This is a genomic window from Frigidibacter sp. ROC022, assembly GCF_024723735.1.
Taxonomy (GTDB): domain Bacteria; phylum Pseudomonadota; class Alphaproteobacteria; order Rhodobacterales; family Rhodobacteraceae; genus SLM-1.
Map to the genome: position 1 here is coordinate 597067 of NZ_JANQDU010000003.1, position 21090 is coordinate 618156.

Below are 21090 nucleotides of genomic sequence, written 5' to 3' on the forward strand. Positions count from 1 at the left end.
CCGGCCATTCCGCCTCTGCCAGTGGACAGCCGGGGGAGCAGGCGATACAGGAACCCGACCTGAACCGGGACCGAAGACATGACCAGCCTGAACGATATCCGCCGCACGTTCCTCGACTATTTCATCCGTCAGGGGCATACGGAAGTTGCCTCGTCCCCCCTGGTCCCGCGCAACGACCCGACCCTGATGTTCACCAACGCGGGCATGGTCCAGTTCAAGAACCTCTTCACCGGCGCCGAGCACCGCGACTACAGCCGCGCCGTCACCTCGCAGAAATGCGTCCGGGCCGGCGGCAAGCACAACGATCTCGACAATGTCGGCTACACGGCCCGGCACCTGACCTTCTTCGAGATGCTCGGCAATTTCTCCTTCGGCGACTATTTCAAGGATCAGGCGATCCCCTTCTCCTGGGAACTGCTGACCAAGGGCTTCGACCTGCCGCCGGAACGGCTCAGCGTCACCGTCTATCATACCGATGACGAGGCCGCGACGCTGTGGAAGAAGGTCTCGGGCCTGCCGGACGAGCGGATCATCCGGATCCCCACCAATGACAATTTCTGGATGATGGGGCCGACCGGTCCCTGCGGCCCCTGCACCGAGATCTTCTATGACTACGGCCCGGATGTCGCCGGTGGCCCGCCGGGCAGCCCGGACGAGGACGGCGATCGCTATGTCGAGATCTGGAACAATGTCTTCATGCAGTTCGAGCAGTTCGAGGACGGCAGCCGCAAGCCTCTGCCGAACCCGTCGATCGACACCGGCATGGGGCTGGAGCGGATCGGCTCGGTGCTGCAGGGCAAGCAGGACGTGTTCGACACCGATACGCTGCGGGCGCTGGTCGAGGCCAGCGCACTGGCGACCGGGACCGACCCGGACGGGCCGCAGAAGTTCCACCACCGGGTGATCGCCGACCATCTGCGCTCCTCCTCCTTCCTGATCGCCGACGGGGTGATGCCGTCGAACGAGGGCCGCGGCTATGTGCTGCGCCGGATCATGCGCCGCGCCATGCGGCATGCGCATCAGACCGGGGCGAGCGAACCGGTGATGCACCGGCTTGTCGGCAGCCTGGTGCAGGAGATGGGCGCTGCCTATGGCGAACTGGGCCGGGCGCGCAGCCTGATCGAGGAAACGCTGAAATCCGAGGAGACCCGCTTCAAGCAGACGCTGGAACGCGGGTTGCGGCTGCTGGACGACGAACTGGCCAAGCTGCCCGAGGGCTCGAAACTGCCGGGCGAGGCTGCCTTCAAGCTCTATGACACCTACGGCTTCCCGTTGGACCTGACCGAGGACGCGCTGCGCGAGAAGGGCCGCTCGGTGGATATCGAGGGCTTCAATGCCGCGATGGCCGAGCAGAAGGCCAAGGCGCGGGCCAGCTGGGCAGGCTCGGGCGAGACCAGGGAAGCGGCGATCTGGTTCGATCTGGCCGAAAGCCGGGGCCATACCGAGTTTCTGGGCTATGACACCGAACAGGCCGAGGGCCAGCTTCTGGCGCTGGTCCGCGACGGCGCCGAACTGTACGATGCCGGCAAGGGTGACAAGGTCCAGCTGATGCTGAACCAGACACCGTTCTATGCCGAGGCCGGCGGGCAGGTCGGCGACACCGGCACCCTGGTGACAGAGACCGGGCGTGCGAAGATCACCGACGTGCAGAAGTCGGCCGGTGTCTTCGTGCATTTCGCCGAGGTGACGGAGGGCAGGATCGCCAAGGGCCAGGCCGCGGTGCTTGAGGTCGATCACGCGCGGCGCGGCGCGATCCGGGCCAATCACTCGGCCACCCACCTGCTGAACGAGGCGCTGCGCGAAACGCTGGGCGACCATGTGGCGCAGCGCGGCTCGCTGAACGCGCCGGACCGGCTGCGCTTCGATTTCGCGCATTCCAAGGCGGTCTCGCCGGAAGAACTGGCGCGGGTCGAGGGGCTGGTGAACAAGTTCATCCGGCAGAATGCGCCGGTCGAGACCCGGATCATGACCCCGGACGAGGCGCGGGCGATCGGGGCGCAGGCGCTGTTCGGCGAGAAATACGGCGACGAGGTGCGCGTGGTCGCGATGGGCCGCGCCGACACCGGCAAGGGGGCCGATGGCAAGACCTGGTCGCTGGAACTGTGCGGCGGCACCCATGTCGGGCGACTGGGCGAGATCGGCGCCTTCGTGGTGCTGGGCGATCAGGCCTCGTCCTCGGGCGTGCGGCGGATCGAGGCGCTGACCGGTCAGGCGGCGCTGGACCATCTGACCGGCGAGGCCGGGCGGCTGGCCGAGGTCGCCGCGGCGCTGAAGGCGCCGGCGGCCGAGGTGCCGGAGCGTGTGAAGGCGCTGATGGAGGAACGTCGCGCCCTGCAGAACGAGGTTGCACAACTGCGCCGCGAACTGGCGATGGGCGGCGGCGAAGGGGCTGCGCCCGAGGCTAAATCCATCAATGGAATCAAATTTCTCGCGCAGGTTCTTCAAGGTGTTTCCGGGCGTGATCTGCCGCCGCTGATCGACGCGCACAAGGACCGGCTGGGCTCTGGCGCGGTGCTGCTGATTGCCGAGTCCGATGGCAAGGCGGCGGTCGCGGCGGGCGTCACGGCGGATCTGACCGACCGGATCAGCGCCGTTGACCTGACCCGCGCGGCGGTCGAGGCTCTGGGCGGCAAGGGCGGCGGTGGCCGTCCCGACATGGCGCAGGGCGGTGCCCGCGATACCTCGAATGCGCCGCAAGCGATTGCGGCGGCCGAAAAACTGCTGGAGGGCTGAGAATGACCGCTTTGTGGATCGCCAATGTTCATGTGACGGACCCGGAATCCTATCTGAAATACGCCAAGCTTGCCGGCGGCGCGATCGAGGCTTTCGGCGGCAAGTTCCTTGCCCGCTCGGGCCAGCATGTGCAGCTTGAGGGGCGCGACAGGGCCCGCAACGTGGTGGCACGCTTTCCCAGCCTTCAGGCGGCGGTCGATTGCTACAACTCGCCCGAGTATCAGGCGGCGCTGGTCCATGCCAAGAACGCAGCCGAGCGCGATCTGGTGGTGGTCGAGGAGCTTGAAGACTGAGGCTGTCCGCGTTCCAGGGCCGCTGGCTGTTCCGGCGTCAGGTCTGTGATTCCAACGGGGTCGTGACCGCCCGGGCCGAGGGGACGCTGAGCTTCACGCCGGACCGGGACGGTCTTGAGGCCATGGAAATCTCGGACCTGCGGCTGCCGGGGCAGGCGCCGATCCGCGGCGAGCGGCGGACGCTCTGGCGCCAGGACGGGGCCGGGATCGCGGTGTTCTTCGGCGATGGCCGTCCGTTTCACCGCTTCGACCCCTCGGCCGAACAGCCAGGTGCCCGGCACGATTGCGCGCCGGACCTCTACCGTGTCATCTATGACTTCAGCGCCTGGCCGATCTGGAGCAGCTGCTGGCGGGTGACCGGACCGCGCAAGGACTATGTCATGCGCAGCCGGCACGCACGCGACAGCGCCGCCCTTGCGTCAGACGGCGAAAGCGGGCAGGACAAGAAAAACCGACAGGAGACTTGGGAATGGCCGGAACAATGAACGTCGTGCTGACCGAGACATTCGGTGCCCGCAGCGGGGCCGGATTGCGGACCAAGCAGGCCGCGCTGGTGATCGCGGGAATCGCCGCGATGATCATCGCCGCGAAGATCAGGGTGCCGTTCTGGCCGGTGCCGGCGACGATGCAGACCTTCGTGGTGCTCTCGGTGGGGGCCGCCTACGGGATGCGGCTGGGCCTGGTGACGATGCTCGGCTACCTGCTGATCGGGGCCCTGGGCTTTGACGTCTTCACCTCCTCTTCCGCCGAAAGCCACGGGCTGTCCTACATGATGGGCGCGACCGGCGGCTATCTGGTCGGCTTCGTGGTGGCGGCGGGCGTCATGGGCTGGCTGGCCCGGCGTGGCTGGGACCGCAGCTTTGGCTGGATGGCGCTGGCGATGCTGATCGGCAACGCGATCGTCTATGCCTTCGGGATGCCCTGGATGTTCCACCTGTTCGGCGAAACCAAGGGCGCGGCCTGGGTCTGGCAATGGGGCATGACCAATTTCCTGACCTTCGACGCCGCGAAACTGGCGCTGGCGGCGGTGCTGTTCCCGGCGATCTGGAAGGCCGTCGGTTCGGCCCGCAGCTGAGACCGATCCATGCGACCTTGCGCGGAGGGCTTCGGCCCTCCGTTTGCGTTTCAGCCCTGCACCATCAGCCGTTCCAGCCCGTGGAAATGGTAGAGGTTGGCGTAGACCGGCGGTTCGGTGATCCGCAGCTCGGGCAGCCGGGCAAAGAGGATGGGCAGGGCGCTGCGCAGTTCCAGCCGGGCCAGTGGCGCGCCGACGCAGAAATGGATCCCGACCCCGAAGCTGGCATTCGCCTTCACCCCCCGGTCGGGGTCGAAGCGGTCGGGATCGGGCCAGAGCGCGGGGTCGCGATTGGCCGAGGCCAGCAGGCAGGCGACCCGGTCCCCGGGGGCGAAACGATGGCCGAAAGCCTCGACATCCTCATAGGCCCAGCGGGCGAAGAAATGCAGCGGCGGGTCGTAACGCAGGATTTCCTCGACCGTGGCGCCGACCCGGTCGGGTGACAGCGCCAGCGTCGAGGTCCGGTGTTCCAGCAGCGCCTTGACCCCGTTGCCCAGCGTGTGAACCGTCGCTTCGTGTCCGGCATTGAGCAGGAGGATGCAGGTCGAGATCAACTCGTCCTCGCTCAGCGCCTCGGGGCCGGGGGTCAGCAGTTCCGAGATCAGGTCGTCGGCCGGCGCCCGGCGGCGTTGCGCGGTATAGTCGCGGATGAAGGCGGCAAACTCGGCGGCGGCGGTATTGGCCGCCTCTTCCATGGCCCCGGTGCGGCGCGCCTGATACATGCCGACCATGGCATTCGACCAGGCCAGCAACTGCTCGGCCATGCTTTCCGGCACCCCCAGCAGGCGGGCAATGGTGATGACCGGCAGCGGCTTGGCCAGCGCCTCGATCAGGTCGAAGGGCCCGCCCGTGTCGATGGCGCGGGTCAGGCACTCATGGGTCAGCGCCTCGATCCCGTCGGTCAGCCGGGCGATCCGGCGCGAGGTGAAGGCCCGCAGCACGGCACCGCGCAGCTTGGTGTGCCGGGGCGGTTCCAGTTCCAGCATCGAATGCGCCTCGATGGCATAGAAGGCGGCGGTATGGGGGGCGATCTCCGGCGCGTGGTCCGGCGGTGCTTCGCGGCCGAAACGGCGGTCGCGCAGAAAGGCGTTCACCGCCCGCGCCGAGGTGGCGCAGGGCAGGTCATAGTCATCCCACCAGACCAGATCGCCGGCGGCGCGGGCCCGGGCGTAGAAGGCATAGGGGTTCTGCACGAAGGCGGGTTCGGTCGGGCTTTGGGACAGGTGCTGCATGGGCGGAGACTGAAAGCAAGGCTCTGGCTTTTGCAAGCCCGTCGCGCAATGCTGAGGCGATGAGAGCCGATCCGATCCGTCGAGCCGGGATCCTGGCGCTGTTCCTGCTGGCCACCGCCGCCTTTGCCGGGGGCGTGGCTTGGGTCGGCTTGCGGGCGGCGCTGGAGCAGCTGGAGGAACGTGGCCGCGCCGATCTGGCACTGGCCTCGGACCGGCTGCAAAGCCAGCTGCAGGGCTTTCGCGAACTGGCGGTGCTGATGGCCGATCACCCGGTCCTGGTGCCGCTTGCGCTGCAGGGCCGGGAGGATGCCGAGGCGACGCGGCTGCTGCGCGAGACCGCCGACAAGACCGGTGCCTGGCAGATCGACCTGGTGGGCGGGGACGGCCGCCTGCTGGCCTCTTCGGGCGGCGCGACGGCGCTGACCGGGCCGGATGAGTTCTTCCGCGCCATGACCGGGGCCCTGGGGCAGGGCCGCGTCACCGGGCCGCCGCGGGTCTATGTCTTCGCGGCGCCGGTGTTTCGCCCCGGCGGCGCCGCGGCGGGGGCCGTCATGGTGGCGGTGGATGCGGCGGCGATCGAAGGCTCCTGGCCGGCCGATCCCTCGCCGGTGTTCTTCTCGGATGCCGAGGGGCTGATCTTCATCGCCAACCGCCCGGAACTGGTGGGCCGCAGCCGGGACGGGGACTTTCCCGCCCATGCGATCACCTGGTTCGGGACGCATGAACTCTGGTCCTCGACGGCCCGGTTCCTGCCCGCCCGCGCCCTGCATCTGACCCAGGACCTGCCGGTGATCGGCCTGACCGGAGAGCTGTTGCTCGACACCGCCCCGGCGGTGACGCTGGCGCTGTGGCAGGGGGCGGTGGCGGGTGCGCTCTGCCTGGCCTTCGGGGCGCTGCTGTTCCTGGCCTCCGAGCGGCGCAAGCACCTGGCCATGCAGCTGCTGGCCGAGGAACGCTCGAAGGCCCAGCTCGAAGCCCGTGTCACCGAGCGGACCCGCGAATTGTCGGAAGCCAACGAGAGCCTGCGGCTCGAGGTGGCGGAACGGCAGGCGGCCGAGGTGCGGCTGAAGCGGGCGCAGGAAGACCTTATCCAGGCCGGCAAGCTTTCGGCCCTGGGCCGGATTTCGGCCGGGATCAGCCATGAGCTGAACCAGCCCCTGATGGCGATCCGCAGCTTTGCCGAGAATGCGGTGCTCTATCTCGAACGTGGCGACAGCGCCAAGGCCGGCGAGAACCTGGAGCGGATCGCGGAACTGGCGCGGCGGATGGGGCGGATCATCAAGAACCTCCGCGCCTTCGCCCGGGCCGAGCCGGCGGCGATCCGGGCGGTGGACCTGACGGCGGTGCTGACGGCGGTGCTGGAACTGACCGAGGTGCGGATGCGCACGGTGGGTGTGACGCTCGACTGGCAGGCGCCCGGACCGGTCTGGGTGCGCGGCGGCGAGGTCCGGTTGCAGCAGGTGGCGATGAACCTCGTTTCGAATGCCATCGAGGCGATGGAGGCGCAGGGCGGCGGCACGCTGAGCCTGCGGGTGGATCAGGGGCCGGGGCCGGTCTGCCTGACCATCGCCGATACCGGGCCGGGGATCGCCGATCCGGGCCGGGTGTTCGACCCGTTCTATTCGACCAAGGATGTCGGCCCGACCGAGGGCATGGGCCTGGGCCTGTCGATCAGCTACGGCCTGATCCAGAGCTTCGGCGGCAGGATCCGGGGCCGCAACCGGCCCGAAGGCGGGGCCGAGTTCACCGTCGAATTGCAACCGGCAGAAGCGGAGCAGGCAGCATGACCCGGATGGTTCTGGTGGTGGATGACGATCCCGCGGTGCGCGAGGCGATCGGCCAGACGCTCGACCTGGCCGGGCTGACGCCGTTGCTGGCGGGGTCCTTCGTGGAGGCCAAGGACCACATTCATGCGGATTTCGACGGGGTGATCCTGTCGGACATCCGGATGCCGGGGCGCGACGGGTTCCATCTGCTGGCCTATGCGCAGGAGGTCGATTGCGACCTGCCGGTGATCCTGCTCACCGGCGAAGGCGACGTGCCGCAGGCGGTGCGGGGGATGTCCTCGGGCGCCTTCGATTTCCTGGAAAAGCCCTGCGCGCCCAAGGACCTCGTCGCCGTGGTCGAGAAGGCCCGCAAGACCCGGGCGCTGGTGCTGGAGAACCGGCGCCTGCGGCGCCAGATCGAGTCCGGGGATGCCGCGGAACGGATGCTGGTCGGCGATTCCCCGGCGGCGCAGGAACTGCGGGCGCGGGCCCGGGCGGCGGCGCGTTCGGGGGCCGAGGTGCTGGTCTCGGGACCGCCCGGCGGTGGCACCGCCAAGGTGGCCGAGGTGATCCACCTGCTGTCCGGGGCCGCGGCGCGCAGCTTTGCCAAGTATTCCGCCGCCGCGCTTTTGCCCGAGACGCTGGACGCCGCCTTCGAACAGGCCCAGGGCGGGACGCTGTTCATCGACGAGGTGGCGGCGCTGTCGCCACCGACCCAGTTTGCGCTGCTGGCGGCGTTGGAAAGCCAGCCCGGCGCCCGGGTCATCGCCGGCACCTATCGCGATCTCGGGGCCGAGGCCGAGGCGGGCCGCTTCAACCCCGATCTGTTCTACCGGCTCGACCTGCTCCGGGTCCGGATTCCGGCCCTGTCCGAGCGGCCGGGGGATATCCCGATCCTGTTCCGCCATTTCGTCGCGACCGCCTGCGAACAGGCGGCGCTGCCCGAACCCGAGATCACGCCGCAGGTCATCGCCCGGCTGATGGCGCAGGACTGGCCCGGCAATTCGCGGTCGCTGATGAATGCGGCGATGCGCTTTGCCATGGGCTTGCCCGACGCGCCGACCCCGGACGACCGGCTGGGCCTGGCCGAGCAGATGGCCCAGATCGAGCGCAGCCTGCTGGTCGCGGCACTGCAACGGGCCGGCGGGCATGCCAGCGCGGCGGCCGAGGCGCTGCGGCTGCCGCGCAAGACCTTCTATGACAAGCTGGCCCGCTACGGGCTGCGGGCCGATACCTTCCGCGATTCTGACTGAGCCGGCATGGGCCCGCCGGGGTTGTGCGGATTTTCGCACAACCCGTGTCACTTCTGTGCGGTGTGCCGCCCGCTCTGCCCGCGCGGCCTGCCAGGTTACTTCAAGAATGCAGCGCAAGCCTTTGAAATAACTGGGCACGAGTCCAGGATGTCGCAGCCTTTCACAATTCCTTGATGGTTGCGCGACTTGCCCTATCCCTGTCGCAGAACCGTCCGCAGGGGCGGCTTCGCAAATTGTCTGGGAGGACTATCATGAAGTTTCTGTCCACTACCGTTGCCGCCGTGGCCCTGCTGTCGGGCGCTGCCATGGCAGACCCGATGGGCTGCGACGACGGTGAGATCGTCATCAAGTTCAGCCATGTCACCAACACCGACAAGCACCCCAAGGGACTCGCGGCCGAGCTGCTGAAAACCCGGGTGAATGCCGAAATGGACGGCAAGGCCTGCATGGAGGTGTTCCCGAACTCGACCCTCTACACCGACGAGAAGGTGCTGGAGGCGATGCTGCAGGGCGACGTGCAGATGGCGGCGCCCTCGCTGTCGCTGTTCGAACCGATCACCAAGCAGTTCCGCCTGTTCGACCTGCCGTTCATGTTCAAGGACATTGCCGCGGTGGATCGGTTCCAGGCCTCGGAAACCGGCCAGAAGATGCTGACCGGCATGACCCGGCGCGGGATCCTGGGGCTGGGCTACTGGCATAACGGGATGAAGCAGATCTCGGCCAACAAGCCGCTGCTGCTGCCGGAAGACGCCAAGGGCCTGAAGTTCCGGGTGCAGCCCTCGGACGTGCTGGTGGCGCAGATGCAGGCCCTGGGCGCAACCGCCCAGCCGATGGCCTTCGCCGAAGTCTATGGCGCGCTTCAGACCGGCGTCGTCGACGGGCAGGAGAACACCTGGTCGAACATCTACGGCCAGAAGTTCTTTGAGGTGCAGGACGGCATCACCGAGACCAACCACGGCATCATCGACTACATGGTCGTGACCTCGGCCGACTGGTGGGACGGGCTCGACCCTGAGGTGCGTGACCAGCTGCACACCATCGTCCTGGAAGTGACCGCCGAGCGCAACGCCGCCGTCACCAAGGTCGATCTGGAAGCCCGTCAGGCGATCCTCGATGCCGGCAGCAAGATCGTCGAGCTGACGCCCGAGCAGCGCGCTGCCTGGGTCGAGGCGATGAAGCCGGTCTGGGCCCAGTTCGAAGATGAAGTGGGGGCCGAGAACATCGCCGCCGCGCAGGCCGCCAACGACGCGATGTGAATTTCGCCGGTTTCACGGTATAAGAACCGGGACGGCCCTGCGGGGCCGTTCCCATACCTGGGAGGGGGAGGGAACATGTCGGGCAATCCAAGATATGAGCCGAAAGGCCGCCTCGGACGCCTGGTGCACGGGTTCGAGGAGGGCATGATCGCCTTTCTTCTGGGCATGATGACGATCCTGACCTTCGTCAACGTGGTCCTGCGCTATGTGTTCAACGGCCTGAACATCTGGAGCCTGGAGGTCGTCTCGATCCTCTTTGCCTGGCTGGTGCTGTTCGGCATCGCCTATGGTTTCAAGGTGACGATGCATCTGGGCGTCGATGCGATGCTGAACATCCTTTCGCCCGGGCCACGGCGGCTGATGGGGATGCTCTCGGCGCTGGTCTGCGTGTTCTACGCGCTGCTGATCCTGAAAGGCGCCTGGGACTATTGGGCGCCCTTCGCGGCGCTGCCCGAAACCACCGGCCGCTGGTTCCCCACCGGCTTCGACCCCAATACCCGCGACCGGGCCTTCTTCGAGACCGATCAGGTGCCGATGCTGTCCTGGCTGCGCTGGCTGGAAGGGGCGATCAACCAGGGCGAGACCTATTCCAAGCTGCCGCGCGTGGTGCCCTACGTGATCCTGCCGCTGTCGGCGCTGCTGATCCTGTGGCGGATCATCGAGGCCACGGCGCGGATATTCGCCGGTCGGCAGGAGAACCTGATCGTCAGCCATGAAGCCGAAGACGCGGTCGAAGACGTGGCCGCCCATCGCGACGCGGAGATCTAGGCCATGGAAGTCGTCCTTCTCTTCGTCATGGTGGTGGCGCTGCTGTTGATCGGGGTGCCGATCGCCGTGGCCCTGGGGCTGTCCTCCATCGGCTTCCTGCTGATGTATTCCGACACTTCGCTGGCCTCGATCGCGGCGCAGCTCTACAACGCCATGGCCGGGCATCCGACGCTGCTGGCGATCCCCTTCTTCGTGCTGGCCTCGGCCTTCATGTCCACCGGCGGCGTGGCGCGGCGGATCATCCGCTTCTCGATCGCCTGCGTCGGCCACCTGCGCGGCGGGCTGGCGATTGCCGGGGTCTTCGCCTGCATGCTGTTCGCGGCCCTGTCGGGCTCGTCCCCGGCGACCGTGGTGGCCATCGGCTCGATCGTCATCGCGGCGATGAAGACGGCCGGCTATACCAAGGAATTCGCCGCCGGCGTGATCTGCAACGCCGGCACGCTGGGCATCCTGATCCCGCCCTCGATCGTCATGGTCGTCTATGCCTCGGCCACCGATGTCTCGGTCGGGCGGATGTTCTTGGCCGGGGTGATCCCCGGCATGCTGGCCGGCGCCATGCTGATGACCACGATCTATGTCATGGCCCGGGTCAAGAACATGCCCAAGGGCGAGTGGCTTGGCTGGGGCGAGGTCGGGGCCTCCTTCGCGGATGCCTTCTGGGGGCTGATGCTGATCGTCATCATCATGGTCGGCATCTACGGCGTGCCGGGGCTGACGGCGGCGATCTTCACCCCGACCGAGGCGGCGGCGGTGGCGGCGATCTATGCCTTCCTGATCGCCAGCTTCGTCTATCGCGACATGGGGCCGCTGGCGGCGCGGGACGGCGACAGCGCGCTGGCGCCGCTCTGGTCGCGGCCCTGGGCGCTGGTCACTGTGTTCTTCCATGCCGACACCCGCCAGACCCTGGTCGAGGCCGGGCGGCTGACCATCATGCTGATGTTCATCATCGCCAATGCGCTGATCCTGAAACATGTCCTGACCGACGAGCAGGTGCCGCAGCATGTCGCGGGCGCGATGCTGCAATGGGGGCTGGGGCCGATCATGTTCCTGGTCGTGGTCAACGTGATCCTGCTGATCGGCGGCCAGTTCATGGAGCCTTCGGGGCTGATCGTGATCGTGGCGCCGCTGGTCTTCCCGATCGCGATCCAGTTGGGCATCGACCCGATCCATCTGGGCGTCATCATGGTGGTGAACATGGAGATCGGGATGATCACCCCGCCGGTGGGGCTGAATCTCTTCGTCACCTCGGGCGTGGCGGGGATGTCGATGATGGCCGTGGTCCGGGCGGCGCTGCCCTTCCTGGGCATCCTCTTCGTTTTCCTGCTGCTGGTGACCTATGTGCCCTTCATCTCTACCTGGCTGCCGACCATGTGGATGGGGCCGGAGATCATCGTGAAATAGGGCCGGGGACGGCCGCCGGGGGGCTGTCTGCCCCCCGGACCCCCCGAGGATATTTCCAAGGTAAAGCCGGGATCAGGGCCGCAGCGGGTAGCGGTCGGGCTCTTCGAAGACGTCGATGGCGCGGGCGCCGGCCTTGATGCGCACCGAATGCTCGACCCCCGCCGGAATGTCCCATGTGTCGCCGGGGCGCATGGTGCGGGGCGTTCCGGCGATGCTGATCTCGGCCTCGCCCGCGACCAGCGTGCCCCATTGCGCCAGATGGCTGTGCGGCGGCAGTTCGACATCCTCGTGAAACGAGAAGAACACCACCAGCCCCCGGTCCGAGCGGATCGCCCGGGCCGAGACCGCGGATTCGGGGAAGGGGATGGCGATGCGGGGCAGCGCGTCGATGAAGGCGGGAAAGTCCATGGCGTCCTTCCTGTGGGCCGGAGAGGCGGCGGGCGCGGCCGGTCCGGTCAGTTCCCCGAGCGGGTGAACAGCCCGGCATCCGCCGCGGCCCGGCGAATGGCGCGGGCCTTGTTCACGGTTTCCTCGAACTCGGCATCCGGGTCGCTGTCATAGACCACGCCGCCGCCGGCCTGGATGTAGAGCGTCTCGTCCTTCAGCACCGCGGTGCGCAGCGCGATGCACATGTCCATGTCGCCGCCCGAGGAGAAATAGCCGACCGCGCCGCCATAGACGCCGCGCTTTTCGGGTTCCAGCTCGTCGATGATCTCCATCGCCCGGACCTTGGGCGCGCCCGAGACGGTGCCGGCGGGCATCCCGGCCAGCAGCGCCGACAGCGCATCATGTTCGGGGGCCAGCTCTCCGACCACGTTGGAGACGATGTGCATGACATGGGAATAGCGTTCGACGATGAATTTCTCGGTCGGATGCACGGTGCCGATCCGCGCCACCCGGCCGACATCGTTGCGGCCGAGGTCGAGCAGCATCAGATGCTCGGCCAGTTCCTTCTTGTCGGCCAGCAGGTCCTTCTCATGCGCCTTGTCGGCCTCGGGCGTCAGCCCGCGCGGGCGGGTGCCGGCGATCGGCCGGACGGTGATCTCGCCGCCGAAGACCCGCACCAGGATTTCCGGCGAGGCGCCGATGACCTGGAAACCGCCGAAGTTGAAGAAGAACATGAAGGGCGAGGGATTGGTGCGCCGCAGGCTGCGGTAGAGCGCGAAGGGCGGCAGCGGAAACTCCATCGCCCAGCGTTGCGAGGGCACGACCTGGAAGATGTCGCCGGCGCGGATATAGTCCTTGGCCTTCTCGACGGCTGCCTTGTAGCCCTCGCGGGTGAAATTCGAACGCGGTTCGCTGTCGGGCATGGCCTCGCCCAGATCGCGGCTGCTGTCGGTGGTGCCGCGTTCCAGGTCGCGCACCGCGTCCATCACCCGCTCTGCGGCCTGGGCATAGGCGGCGCGGGCGCTCAGCCCCGAGGACTGGAAGGCCGGCGCCACCACCGTCACGTCGCCGCGGACCCCGTCCAGAACCGCCACGACCGAGGGCCGCAGCATCACCGCATCGGGCAGGCCGAGCTTGTCGGGCGGGCAGTCGGGCAGATGCTCGACCAGCCGGATCATGTCATAGCCGAGAAAGCCGAACAGCCCCGCCGCGGCCTGCGGCAGGCCCTCGGGAAGCACGATCCGGCTTTCGGCGATCAGCGCCCGGAGTGCATCCAGCGGCGGCCCCGGCACCGGTTCGAACGCCTCGGCGTCATAGCGGGCCTGACGGTTCAGCCGGCTGGTCTCGCCGCGGCATTCCCAGATCAGGTCGGGTTTCATTCCGACGATCGAATAGCGGCCCCGCACCTCGCCGCCGGTGACGCTTTCCAGCATGAAGCTGTTGGTCTGCGCCGCCGCCAGTTTCAGCATCAGCGAGACCGGCGTGTCCAGATCGGCGGCCAGGCGGGTGTGGACCACCTGGTTTTCGCCGCGCGCCCATGCGGCCTCGAAACTCGGGAAATCGGGCGCCAGCATGTTACTGGAAGCTCGCGTTGACGGCGTTCACCGCGGCTTCGTCGATCTTGATGCCGGCGGTTTCGCGCACCGCGGCGGTGAAGGCATCCACCAGATCGCCGGTGAGCTGATCATCCATCTGCCGGGCGTATTCCTCGCGGGCGGCCAGCAGGTCGGTGTTCTCGGGGTCCGGCGGCAGCACCTCGTCGGTGCGGACCAGGGCCACGGTCGGGGTGCCCTCGGTGCCGTCGATCCGGGCGGCGGTTCCGGGGGCGAGTTCGAAGGCCTTGGCGACCAGCCCGGTGGGCACATCGGCCAGATAGGCATCGCGGGTCAGCGCATCCTCGTGGTTGACGGTGAGCCCGAAGGACGCGGGATCCTCGCCCGACTCGATCCGCGGCAGCAGTTCGTCGGCCAGGGCCTCCAGCGCCGTCTTGGTCTCGGCGGCCTTCCAGTCGGCGGCCACCTTGTCCTGCACCTCGTCCTGGGGCTGCAGGGTCGGCGGGATGATCTTGTCGAGCCGCATGGCGAAGAGCCCGCCGTCGTCCAGCGCGATGGCTTCCGGGAAGTCCTCGGTCGTCACGGTGGCGGCGGTCTGGCGGAAGGCGGCATAGCCGGCCAGCCCGTCCGACATCGCATCGGTGTAGTCGATGGTGCCAAGTTCGAGATCGGTTTCGCCGGCCAGGTCCTCCAGCGTCGCGCCGCTGGCCAGCAGGTCGTTCACCTGCTCGGTCATGTCCTGGATCATCCGCCGCGCGCGGTCCGTGGCATAGTCGTTCTTCAACTCGTCGCGGACATCCTCGTAGGGGGTGTCGGTGGCGTCGAGGATCGCGTTGACCCGGAAGATCGCCGGCCCCAGATCGGTCTCCACCGGCCCGGCCAGGCCAGGTTCGGACAGCGCGAAGACCGCGTCGCCGGCAGGGCCGAGGTCTTCCCGGGTCACTTCATCGAGATTGACGTCGTCAAGGGTCAGCCCGCGCTCTTCCACCAGGGTCTCGAAATCGGTCTCGCCCTTGGCGATGGCCTCCATCGCCGCCTGGGCCTCTTCCTCGGTGCCGAAGGCCAGCCGCTCGACCAGCCGGCGTTCGGGCTTGTGATATTCGGCGGCACGGGAATCGTAGAGCTTGCGCAGCGCGTCCTCGTCCACATCGACCTTGTCGACCAGCATCGACGGGGTGATCCAGGCATAGGTGATCCGCCGCGCCTCGGGCAGGGTGTAGAGATCGGCGTGGGAGTCGTACCAGTCCTTCAGATCGGCGTCGGAGGGTTCGGGGATCGGTTCCGGCAGGTCGCTGGCGGTGAGTTCGGTCCAGACGAAGCTGCGCCGCTCTCCGGCCCAGTTGTAGACCGACTCGGTCATCTGCTCCGGCATCGCGACGCCGGTGCCGATGGCGCGGGCCAGCAGGCCCCGGGCGGCGGTGGCGCGAATCTCGTCCTCGAAGGTGCCGACGGCGATCCCGGCACGCGACAGGGTGTCGCGATAGACCTGCGGGTCGAACTTGCCGTCGAAGCCCTGGAAATCGGCGATCTGGGTCAGCCGTTTCTGCACCTCGACATCGCCGACCGACAGACCCATCCGGGTGGCTTCGTTTTCCAGCGCGACCTGGTCCACGACCTTGGCCAGTGCGGCGCGATCGAGGCCGAAGCTCTTGGCCTCGGCAATCCCGAGATTCATCCCGGTCTGCTGTTGAAGGGTCAGCAGGTCCTGGCGCAATTGCCGCTGATAGCGCGACACCGGGATCGGCGTGTCCCCGACCGAGCCGACGGCCCGGACATTGCCGGAAAAGTTGACCGCGCCAAAGCCACCGAGGCCGATCACGAGCAGCAGCAGAATGATCCAGACGACGGTGCGCGAGGCGCCTTTCGCTTTGTTGTTGGCCATGGTGTTTTTGTGCTCCCCGCGGTGGTTGCGGTTGTCTAAAGGGCTTCTGGCGCAGGGGCAAGCGGCAGGTTGACCCCGGCCAGCCGGTCGAAGAGTTCGGCAATTCCGTCGCGGTCGGCATTGGCGAAGGCGATGCGCAATTCCTGCCTGCCTTCCGGCTGGGTCGCGGGGCGGAACATGGTGCCGGGCAGAAGCAGGATCGAGGCGTCGCGGACCAGCCGCTGCGCGACCTCGGGGCTGGACAGGGCGAAGGGATGCCGCACATAGGCGAAATAGGCGCCGAGCCCCAGAAGGCGCCAGCCGGGCAGGGCGGCAAGGCCCTGTTCCATTGCGGCGCGGCGGGCCAGGATCTCGTCACGCTCGCCGGCCAGCCAGGTGTCGAGATTCCGCAGCCCCCAGAGCGCCGCCCGCTGGCCCAGCTGGTTCGGGCAGATCGTGACCGTGTCGATGTATTTCTCGACCTGGGTCAGCCGCTCGGCCGAGGCGATCATCGCCCCGACCCGGTGCCCGGTGAGGCGGTAGGCCTTGGAGAAGGAATAGAGATGGATCAGCGTGTCGTCCCAATCCGGGTCGGCAAAGAGATCGTGCGGCGGGCCGGGGCGGGCGTGAAAGTCGCGATAGGTCTCGTCAAGGATCAGCGCCAGACCATGCGCCCGGGCCAGATCGCGGAACGCCCGCAGCACCTCGGCCGGATATTCCGTGCCGCCGGGATTGTTCGGGGTGACCAGCGCGATGGCGCGGGTGCGTTCGGTGATCAGCGTTTCGGCCCGGCCCGGATCGGGGATCAGCGTGGCGCCGGTCGGCAGCGGAACGGCCCGGACCCCGGTCATGTCGCAATGCATCTTGTGATTGAAATACCAAGGGGTTGGAAGAAGAACTTCATCCCCTTCCCCGGCCAGAGAGCTGACCGCGGCGGTAAAGGCCTGGTTGGCGCCCGAGGTGATCGCAACCTGATCGGCCCGGATCGTGCCGCCATAGCGCCGCGCCGTGGTCGCGGCCAGTTCGGCGCGCAACTCGGGCAGGCCGAGGTCGGGGCCGTAGAGATGCGCGGCAGGGTCGTTCATCACGATCTCGGCCAGGGCGCGGCGCAGGGGCTCGGGCGGCGGCGCCGCGGGGGCGGCCTGGGAGAACATCATCAAGGGCCGGTCGGGCGGAAACCGCACGCCGTCCAGCCAGCGCAGGGCTTCGATCACCGCGGGCGGATCGCTGGCCAGCAGGCGGGGATTGAAGGGCGGCATCGGGGCCGGGCCGGGCTCAGTCCTTGCCCCGGTAGGGCTCGACATATTGCAGGGCCATGTCCCAGGGGAAGAAGATCCATGTGTCCTGCGAGACTTCGGTGATGAAGGTATCGACCATCGCCCGGCCCTTGGGCTTGGCGTAGACGGTGGCGAAATGCGCCTTGGGATAGAGCGTCCGCACCAGTTCCAGCGTCTTGCCGCTGTCGACCAGATCATCGACGATCAGGATGCCGGTGCCGTCGCCCATCATGATCGCGTCCGGCGCCTTCAGGATCGTGGCCTCGGCCTGTTTCTGGTGGTCGTAGCTCTTGACCGAGACCGTGTCGACGGTGCGGATGTCCAGCTCCCGGGCCACGATCATCGCCGGGGCCATGCCGCCGCGGGTGATCGCCACCACCGCCTTCCAGGCGCCGTCGTTCGGGCCATGGCCATCCAGCCGCCAGGCCAGGGCCCGGCTGTCGCGGTGAATCTGGTCCCATGAAACGTGAAAGCCCTTTTCATGGGGTAGCCGGTCTGGGCGGTCGGGACGTTTGGGCATGGCAGGCTCCGGGGGTTGGGGTCAGGCGGACATTATGTGAGGCCGATTTTCAGCGCCAGCGCGGCGATCAGCGCCCCGAAGGCGCGATCGAGCCAGCGCTTGAGCCGCAGATAGATGTTGCGCGGGGCCGAAAGCGAGAAGACGCGGGCCACCACCAGATACCAGAGCACTTCGTTGGTGAAGACCGCCGCGAGCACCGCCAGTCGCCAGCCCAGCGGGGTGTCGGCCGGGATCAGCCCGACGAAGACGGCGCTGAAGAAGACCGCGGTCTTGGGGTTGGTCGCGAAGGTCAGCAGGCCGAAGCGCATCGCCGCCAGGGCGCCGCGAGGCGCGGCGCCGGCCTCGGGGGCGGGCAGCGGCTCGGCGGCATGGCGCCAGAGCATATAGGCGATCCAGAGCAGGAAGCCGGCGCCGATCAGCTTGAGACCGAGATAGATCTCGGGGATGACCTGGAACAGCAGCGCCAGGCCGGCCATCGCGGCCGTTGCCCAGAGAAACGCGCCCAACCCGAAGCCGAGCGCCAGCGCCGCGCCGGTGCGGAAACCCTCGGCGGCCGAAACCCGCACCGAGACCACGAAAGAGGGGCCGGGGCTCATCGCTGCCGCGAGGTGGATCGCCACCACGGTCAGGAACGCAGCCCAGGTCATCCGGACCTCACCGCCGGGCCCCGGACAGGGTCACTCGCCGGCTCCACCAGCCTTGCCCATGTCCGGCGCATCCACCGCCTTCATGCCGACGACGTGATAGCCGCAATCGACATGATGGGTTTCGCCGGTCACGCCCGAGCCGAGGTCCGACAGCAGGTAGAGCGCCGACTTGCCGACCTCGTCCTGGTTGACGTTGCGGCGCAGGGGCGAGTTGTATTCATTCCACTTCAGGATGTAGCGGAAATCGCCGATGCCGCTGGCGGCCAGGGTCTTGATGGGCCCGGCCGAGATCGCGTTGCAGCGGATGCCGTCCTTGCCGAGATCCTCGGCGATATAGCGCACCGATGCCTCCAGCGCGGCCTTGGCCACGCCCATCACGTTGTAATGCGGCATCACCCGCTCGGCGCCGTAATAGGTCAGGGTCAGCAGGCTGCCGCCGTTCGGCATCATCGCCGAGGCGCGCTGGCAGACGGCGGTGAAGGAATAGACCGAGATGTCCATCGACATCTGGAAATTGCCGCGGCTGGTATCGACATAACGACCGCGCAGCTCGGACTTGTCCGAGAAGCCGATCGCGTGGACCAGGAAGTCGATGGTGCCCCATTCGTCCTTCAGCCTTGCAAACAACGCATCGATCGAGGCTTCGTCGCCGACATCGCATTCGATGACGAGGTTCGAGCCGACTTCGGCGGCCAGTGGATCGACCCGTTTCTTGAGCTGTTCGCCCTGATAGGAAAACGCCATCTCGGCCCCGGCCCCGCGCAGCGCTTTGGCGATGCCCCAGGCGATGGACTTGTCGTTGGCAAGTCCCATGATCAGGCCGCGCTTGCCCGCCATGATGTTCATTTTCCAGCCCTCGCAATTGTTATCGGCCTCAGGACCGTTCGGCCCGTTTAGGCCATTAAGGAACTTGCATCAAGCGGTGCCCTACGCGAGGTAGCCCTTGCTCGTGCTTCTGTAACCGCGTAGGCGATTCGTATTGAAACAGGTGTATGATGGTCGACAGGTCGGGGATCTTTGCAGGTGACGACCCGTTCCGCATAGCGCGGGACTGGCTGGCCGAGGCCGGCCGGACCGAACCGAACGATCCGAATGCCGCGGCGCTGGCCACGGTCGACCCGAGCGGGATGCCCAATGTCCGCATGGTGCTTCTGAAAGAGATCACCGACCACGACTTCGTCTTCTACACGAACTACGAGAGCGCCAAGGGCCGGGAGATTGCCGCCAGCGGCAAGGCCGCGATGGTGCTGCACTGGAAGAGCCTGCGCCGTCAGCTGCGGTTTCGCGGCACCGTGACCCGGGAAGACGGCGCGGCGGCGGATGCCTATTACAACTCGCGTGCCCTGGGCAGCCGGATCGGCGCCTGGGCCTCGCAGCAGTCGCGACCGCTCGGCTCGAAGGCCGAACTTGTGAAGGCGGTCGCGGCCGCCGGCGTGAAACATGGACTCCACCCCAAGCGGCCACCGTTCTGGGGCGGGTTCCGGATCGAACCGGTCGAGATCGAGTTCTGGGCCGATGGAGAGTTCCGCCTGCATGACCGGTTCCGCTGGACGCGACGAGCGGCGGAAACCGGGCAGGAGGGGGAGGACAGGCAATGGGAAATCTGCAGGTTGAACCCGTAGGCAAGCCGATTAATTTCAGCCGTGGGTGATAATCACTTGAAATCCCGGCATTATCCTGAAAGGTATACGAGGGATTCATGAGGGTTCGGCTAAAAATCAGGCGCCGCGTGGACATGACGACGTGACTATGAACGACAAAGTTGCCCGCAAGGTCTCGGGACATGTGAAGTGGTTCGACTCGACCAAGGGCTTCGGCTTCGTGGTCGCAGAAGGCGAACCGAGAGACATTCTTTTGCATGCCAATGTGCTTCGGAACTTCGGTCAGGGGTCGGTGGCCGATGGTGCCGGGGTGACGTTGATCGTGCAGGACACGGCGCGTGGTGCGCAGGCGGTCGAGGTGCTCGAGATCACCCTGCCGGAGCGCCCCGATACGGCGCCGCAAGGCGATCTTCAGGATCTCACCGATCTCGATCTGTCCGAAGTCGAGATGGTGGCGGCGCGGGTCAAGTGGTTCGACCGCGGCAAGGGATTCGGCTTTGCCAATGTCTGGGGCAAGCCCGAGGACGTGTTCATCCATGCAGAAGTGCTGCGCCGCTCGGGCCTGGCCGAGTTGCAGGCCGGCGAGGCGGTGGCGCTGCGGGTGATCGAGGGACGACGTGGGTTGATGGCAGGGCAGGTTCTGGCCTGGGATGCCAGCGTCGCCGAACAGGGGTCATGATCCGCAGGGCGGTTCTTGCGCTGATCCTGCTGGGCCTTGCTGGCGGCACCGCCGGGCAGGCCGGCGCCGGGAGCTGCGCTGAGGACCGGGTGGACCTGCGGGGACCGCATGGGAAGGCCCGGTTCTCGGTCGAGATCGCGGACACGGTCGAGGAACGCGCCCTGGGCCTGATGAACCGCGACAAGATGGCCGCCAGCCACGGGATGCTGTTCATCTATGACAGGGAACAGCCGGTGGCCTTCTGGATGGAAAACACCCTGATTCCGCTGGATATGCTGTTCATCGACTCGCATGGCGTGGTGCAGACCGTGCATGCGAATGCCCGGCCGCTGGACCGGACTTCGATTCCGTCGGGGGTTCCGGTGCAGATGGTACTGGAGATCAACGGCGGCCTGGCCGCGCGGCTGGGCATCGAACCGGGCAGTGAACTGCGGCATCCGCGGCTGGATCAGGCCGAGGCCGCCTGGCCCTGCGACTGAGGGCCGGCCCCTTCGACCCACGCATGACCTTTTTCGTCTCCCTGGCCGGATGCCCGGCAAATCTCGCCGGCCGGGGCTTCCCAACCCGGGGGCGGGGCGCTATGGGTGCCGCGTCGGGGCGTAGCGCAGCCTGGTAGCGCGACGGCTTTGGGTGCCGTAGGTCGCGAGTTCGAATCCCGCCGCCCCGACCATTCCCCATTGGTGATCGCGCAGGTGCAGTGTCCGGGTCCGGGGGGCTTACTTGCCGGTCGCCGGACCCATCCGGAGCGGGCGGGGACATGCGCGCGCATCGGTGTCGTTCGGCGAGAA

The 21090-nt window shown here is 67.4% G+C and carries 20 protein-coding genes and 1 tRNA gene; 13 read left to right on the forward strand and 8 right to left on the reverse strand.

The genetic code is table 11. The features are described from left to right. The first annotated feature begins 78 nt into the window (after nucleotides 1-78). Genes alaS through NUW50_RS14720 form a run of 4 tightly spaced genes read left to right on the forward strand, consistent with a single transcriptional unit; the run spans nucleotide 79 to nucleotide 4101 of the window. Nucleotides 79-2733 carry an alanine--tRNA ligase gene (gene alaS, locus NUW50_RS14705; RefSeq protein ID WP_258289890.1) on the forward strand — a complete coding sequence of 885 codons (2655 nt, stop codon included), beginning with the start codon at nucleotides 79-81 and terminating at the stop codon, nucleotides 2731-2733. A 2-nt stretch (nucleotides 2734-2735) separates the two neighbouring features. Continuing rightward, nucleotides 2736-3026 carry a DUF1330 domain-containing protein gene (locus NUW50_RS14710; protein WP_258289891.1) on the forward strand — a complete coding sequence of 97 codons (291 nt, stop codon included), beginning with the start codon at nucleotides 2736-2738 and terminating at the stop codon, nucleotides 3024-3026. 2 nt (nucleotides 3027-3028) lie between these two features. Next, entirely contained in the window at nucleotides 3029-3511 is a 483-nt protein-coding gene (locus tag NUW50_RS14715) for a DUF6314 family protein (RefSeq protein ID WP_258290157.1), read from the forward strand. Then, complete coding sequence (locus tag NUW50_RS14720; RefSeq protein WP_258289892.1) at nucleotides 3496-4101, forward strand: biotin transporter BioY; 606 nt, start codon at nucleotides 3496-3498, stop codon at nucleotides 4099-4101. The genes NUW50_RS14715 and NUW50_RS14720 overlap by 16 nt, the downstream gene beginning before the upstream one ends. 50 nt (nucleotides 4102-4151) lie before the next feature. On the opposite strand, the gene NUW50_RS14725 is transcribed toward NUW50_RS14720, so the two are convergent. Continuing rightward, on the reverse strand, nucleotides 4152-5333 hold the full coding sequence (locus tag NUW50_RS14725) for a cytochrome P450 (protein ID WP_258289893.1): 1182 nt from the start codon (nucleotides 5331-5333) through the stop codon (nucleotides 4152-4154). 59 nt (nucleotides 5334-5392) lie between these two features. On the opposite strand from NUW50_RS14725, the gene NUW50_RS14730 reads away from it, so the two are divergent. From NUW50_RS14730 to NUW50_RS14750, 5 genes are all read left to right on the forward strand, one after another. Next, nucleotides 5393-7120 (forward strand): sensor histidine kinase, encoded by a 1728-nt coding sequence (locus tag NUW50_RS14730; RefSeq protein ID WP_258289894.1) that lies wholly within the window; start codon nucleotides 5393-5395, stop codon nucleotides 7118-7120. Then, the gene (locus NUW50_RS14735) at nucleotides 7117-8352 is read left to right on the forward strand and encodes a sigma-54-dependent transcriptional regulator (protein ID WP_258289895.1); all 1236 of its coding nucleotides are present in this window, start codon (nucleotides 7117-7119) and stop codon (nucleotides 8350-8352) included. The genes NUW50_RS14730 and NUW50_RS14735 overlap by 4 nt, the downstream gene beginning before the upstream one ends. Before the next feature lie 251 nt (nucleotides 8353-8603). Then, on the forward strand, nucleotides 8604-9608 hold the full coding sequence (locus tag NUW50_RS14740; protein ID WP_275982130.1) for a TRAP transporter substrate-binding protein: 1005 nt from the start codon (nucleotides 8604-8606) through the stop codon (nucleotides 9606-9608). A 75-nt stretch (nucleotides 9609-9683) separates the two neighbouring features. After that, nucleotides 9684-10376, forward strand: coding sequence for a TRAP transporter small permease (locus tag NUW50_RS14745; protein ID WP_258289896.1), 693 nt, complete (start codon nucleotides 9684-9686; stop codon nucleotides 10374-10376). A gap of 3 nt (nucleotides 10377-10379) precedes the next feature. Further along, entirely contained in the window at nucleotides 10380-11777 is a 1398-nt protein-coding gene (locus NUW50_RS14750) for a TRAP transporter large permease (protein WP_258289897.1), read from the forward strand. Between the two features lie 72 nt (nucleotides 11778-11849). Here the strand turns inward: NUW50_RS14750 and NUW50_RS14755 are convergent, their stop codons facing one another. From NUW50_RS14755 to fabI, 7 genes are read right to left on the reverse strand one after another with little or no spacing between them, the layout of a single operon-like run. After that, nucleotides 11850-12185, reverse strand: coding sequence for a cupin domain-containing protein (locus tag NUW50_RS14755; RefSeq protein WP_258289898.1), 336 nt, complete (start codon nucleotides 12183-12185; stop codon nucleotides 11850-11852). Between the two features lie 47 nt (nucleotides 12186-12232). Continuing rightward, complete coding sequence (gene trpE, locus NUW50_RS14760; RefSeq protein WP_258289899.1) at nucleotides 12233-13738, reverse strand: anthranilate synthase component I; 1506 nt, start codon at nucleotides 13736-13738, stop codon at nucleotides 12233-12235. Nucleotide 13739: 1 nt separating this feature from the next. Continuing rightward, a complete protein-coding gene (locus tag NUW50_RS14765) occupies nucleotides 13740-15599 on the reverse strand; it encodes a peptidylprolyl isomerase (RefSeq protein ID WP_258289900.1) in 1860 nt (619 codons plus the stop codon). A 35-nt stretch (nucleotides 15600-15634) separates the two neighbouring features. Continuing rightward, nucleotides 15635-16837 carry an aminotransferase gene (locus NUW50_RS14770; protein WP_258289901.1) on the reverse strand — a complete coding sequence of 401 codons (1203 nt, stop codon included), beginning with the start codon at nucleotides 16835-16837 and terminating at the stop codon, nucleotides 15635-15637. A 16-nt stretch (nucleotides 16838-16853) separates the two neighbouring features. Then, the gene (gene gpt, locus NUW50_RS14775; protein WP_258289902.1) at nucleotides 16854-17375 is read right to left on the reverse strand and encodes a xanthine phosphoribosyltransferase; all 522 of its coding nucleotides are present in this window, start codon (nucleotides 17373-17375) and stop codon (nucleotides 16854-16856) included. Nucleotides 17376-17407: 32 nt separating this feature from the next. Beyond that, the gene (locus NUW50_RS14780; RefSeq protein WP_258289903.1) at nucleotides 17408-18022 is read right to left on the reverse strand and encodes a LysE family translocator; all 615 of its coding nucleotides are present in this window, start codon (nucleotides 18020-18022) and stop codon (nucleotides 17408-17410) included. A gap of 30 nt (nucleotides 18023-18052) precedes the next feature. Beyond that, nucleotides 18053-18868 (reverse strand): enoyl-ACP reductase FabI, encoded by an 816-nt coding sequence (gene fabI / locus NUW50_RS14785; RefSeq protein WP_258289904.1) that lies wholly within the window; start codon nucleotides 18866-18868, stop codon nucleotides 18053-18055. A gap of 149 nt (nucleotides 18869-19017) precedes the next feature. Here fabI and pdxH point away from each other — a divergent pair, with 149 nt between their 5' ends. The 4 genes from pdxH to NUW50_RS14805 all read left to right on the forward strand — a co-directional run bounded on the left by pdxH (nucleotide 19018) and on the right by NUW50_RS14805 (nucleotide 20972). After that, the gene (gene pdxH, locus NUW50_RS14790; protein WP_258290159.1) at nucleotides 19018-19644 is read left to right on the forward strand and encodes a pyridoxamine 5'-phosphate oxidase; all 627 of its coding nucleotides are present in this window, start codon (nucleotides 19018-19020) and stop codon (nucleotides 19642-19644) included. Nucleotides 19645-19771: 127 nt separating this feature from the next. Beyond that, nucleotides 19772-20302 carry a cold-shock protein gene (locus NUW50_RS14795; protein ID WP_258289905.1) on the forward strand — a complete coding sequence of 177 codons (531 nt, stop codon included), beginning with the start codon at nucleotides 19772-19774 and terminating at the stop codon, nucleotides 20300-20302. Continuing rightward, complete coding sequence (locus NUW50_RS14800) at nucleotides 20299-20781, forward strand: DUF192 domain-containing protein (RefSeq protein ID WP_258289906.1); 483 nt, start codon at nucleotides 20299-20301, stop codon at nucleotides 20779-20781. The genes NUW50_RS14795 and NUW50_RS14800 overlap by 4 nt, the downstream gene beginning before the upstream one ends. Before the next feature lie 114 nt (nucleotides 20782-20895). Beyond that, a tRNA-Pro gene (locus tag NUW50_RS14805) sits at nucleotides 20896-20972 on the forward strand. The last annotated feature ends 118 nt before the right edge of the window (nucleotides 20973-21090 follow it).

Bases quoted from the DNA above. Each gene is read 5' to 3' on its own strand.
- NUW50_RS14740 (WP_275982130.1), top strand. From the start codon at position 8,604: ATGAAGTTTCTGTCCACTACCGTTGCCGCCGTGGCCCTGCTGTCGGGC.
- alaS (WP_258289890.1), top strand. From the start codon at position 79: ATGACCAGCCTGAACGATATCCGCCGCACGTTCCTCGACTATTTCATC.
- NUW50_RS14795 (WP_258289905.1), top strand. From the start codon at position 19,772: ATGAACGACAAAGTTGCCCGCAAGGTCTCGGGACATGTGAAGTGGTTC.
- NUW50_RS14720 (WP_258289892.1), top strand. From the start codon at position 3,496: ATGGCCGGAACAATGAACGTCGTGCTGACCGAGACATTCGGTGCCCGC.
- NUW50_RS14730 (WP_258289894.1), top strand. From the start codon at position 5,393: ATGAGAGCCGATCCGATCCGTCGAGCCGGGATCCTGGCGCTGTTCCTG.
- NUW50_RS14725 (WP_258289893.1), bottom strand. From the start codon at position 5,333: ATGCAGCACCTGTCCCAAAGCCCGACCGAACCCGCCTTCGTGCAGAAC.
- NUW50_RS14765 (WP_258289900.1), bottom strand. From the start codon at position 15,599: ATGGCCAACAACAAAGCGAAAGGCGCCTCGCGCACCGTCGTCTGGATC.
- NUW50_RS14770 (WP_258289901.1), bottom strand. From the start codon at position 16,837: ATGCCGCCCTTCAATCCCCGCCTGCTGGCCAGCGATCCGCCCGCGGTG.
- NUW50_RS14735 (WP_258289895.1), top strand. From the start codon at position 7,117: ATGACCCGGATGGTTCTGGTGGTGGATGACGATCCCGCGGTGCGCGAG.
- NUW50_RS14710 (WP_258289891.1), top strand. From the start codon at position 2,736: ATGACCGCTTTGTGGATCGCCAATGTTCATGTGACGGACCCGGAATCC.
- NUW50_RS14780 (WP_258289903.1), bottom strand. From the start codon at position 18,022: ATGACCTGGGCTGCGTTCCTGACCGTGGTGGCGATCCACCTCGCGGCA.
- gpt (WP_258289902.1), bottom strand. From the start codon at position 17,375: ATGCCCAAACGTCCCGACCGCCCAGACCGGCTACCCCATGAAAAGGGC.
- NUW50_RS14755 (WP_258289898.1), bottom strand. From the start codon at position 12,185: ATGGACTTTCCCGCCTTCATCGACGCGCTGCCCCGCATCGCCATCCCC.
- fabI (WP_258289904.1), bottom strand. From the start codon at position 18,868: ATGAACATCATGGCGGGCAAGCGCGGCCTGATCATGGGACTTGCCAAC.
- pdxH (WP_258290159.1), top strand. From the start codon at position 19,018: ATGGTCGACAGGTCGGGGATCTTTGCAGGTGACGACCCGTTCCGCATA.
- NUW50_RS14750 (WP_258289897.1), top strand. From the start codon at position 10,380: ATGGAAGTCGTCCTTCTCTTCGTCATGGTGGTGGCGCTGCTGTTGATC.
- trpE (WP_258289899.1), bottom strand. From the start codon at position 13,738: ATGCTGGCGCCCGATTTCCCGAGTTTCGAGGCCGCATGGGCGCGCGGC.
- NUW50_RS14800 (WP_258289906.1), top strand. From the start codon at position 20,299: ATGATCCGCAGGGCGGTTCTTGCGCTGATCCTGCTGGGCCTTGCTGGC.
- NUW50_RS14745 (WP_258289896.1), top strand. From the start codon at position 9,684: ATGTCGGGCAATCCAAGATATGAGCCGAAAGGCCGCCTCGGACGCCTG.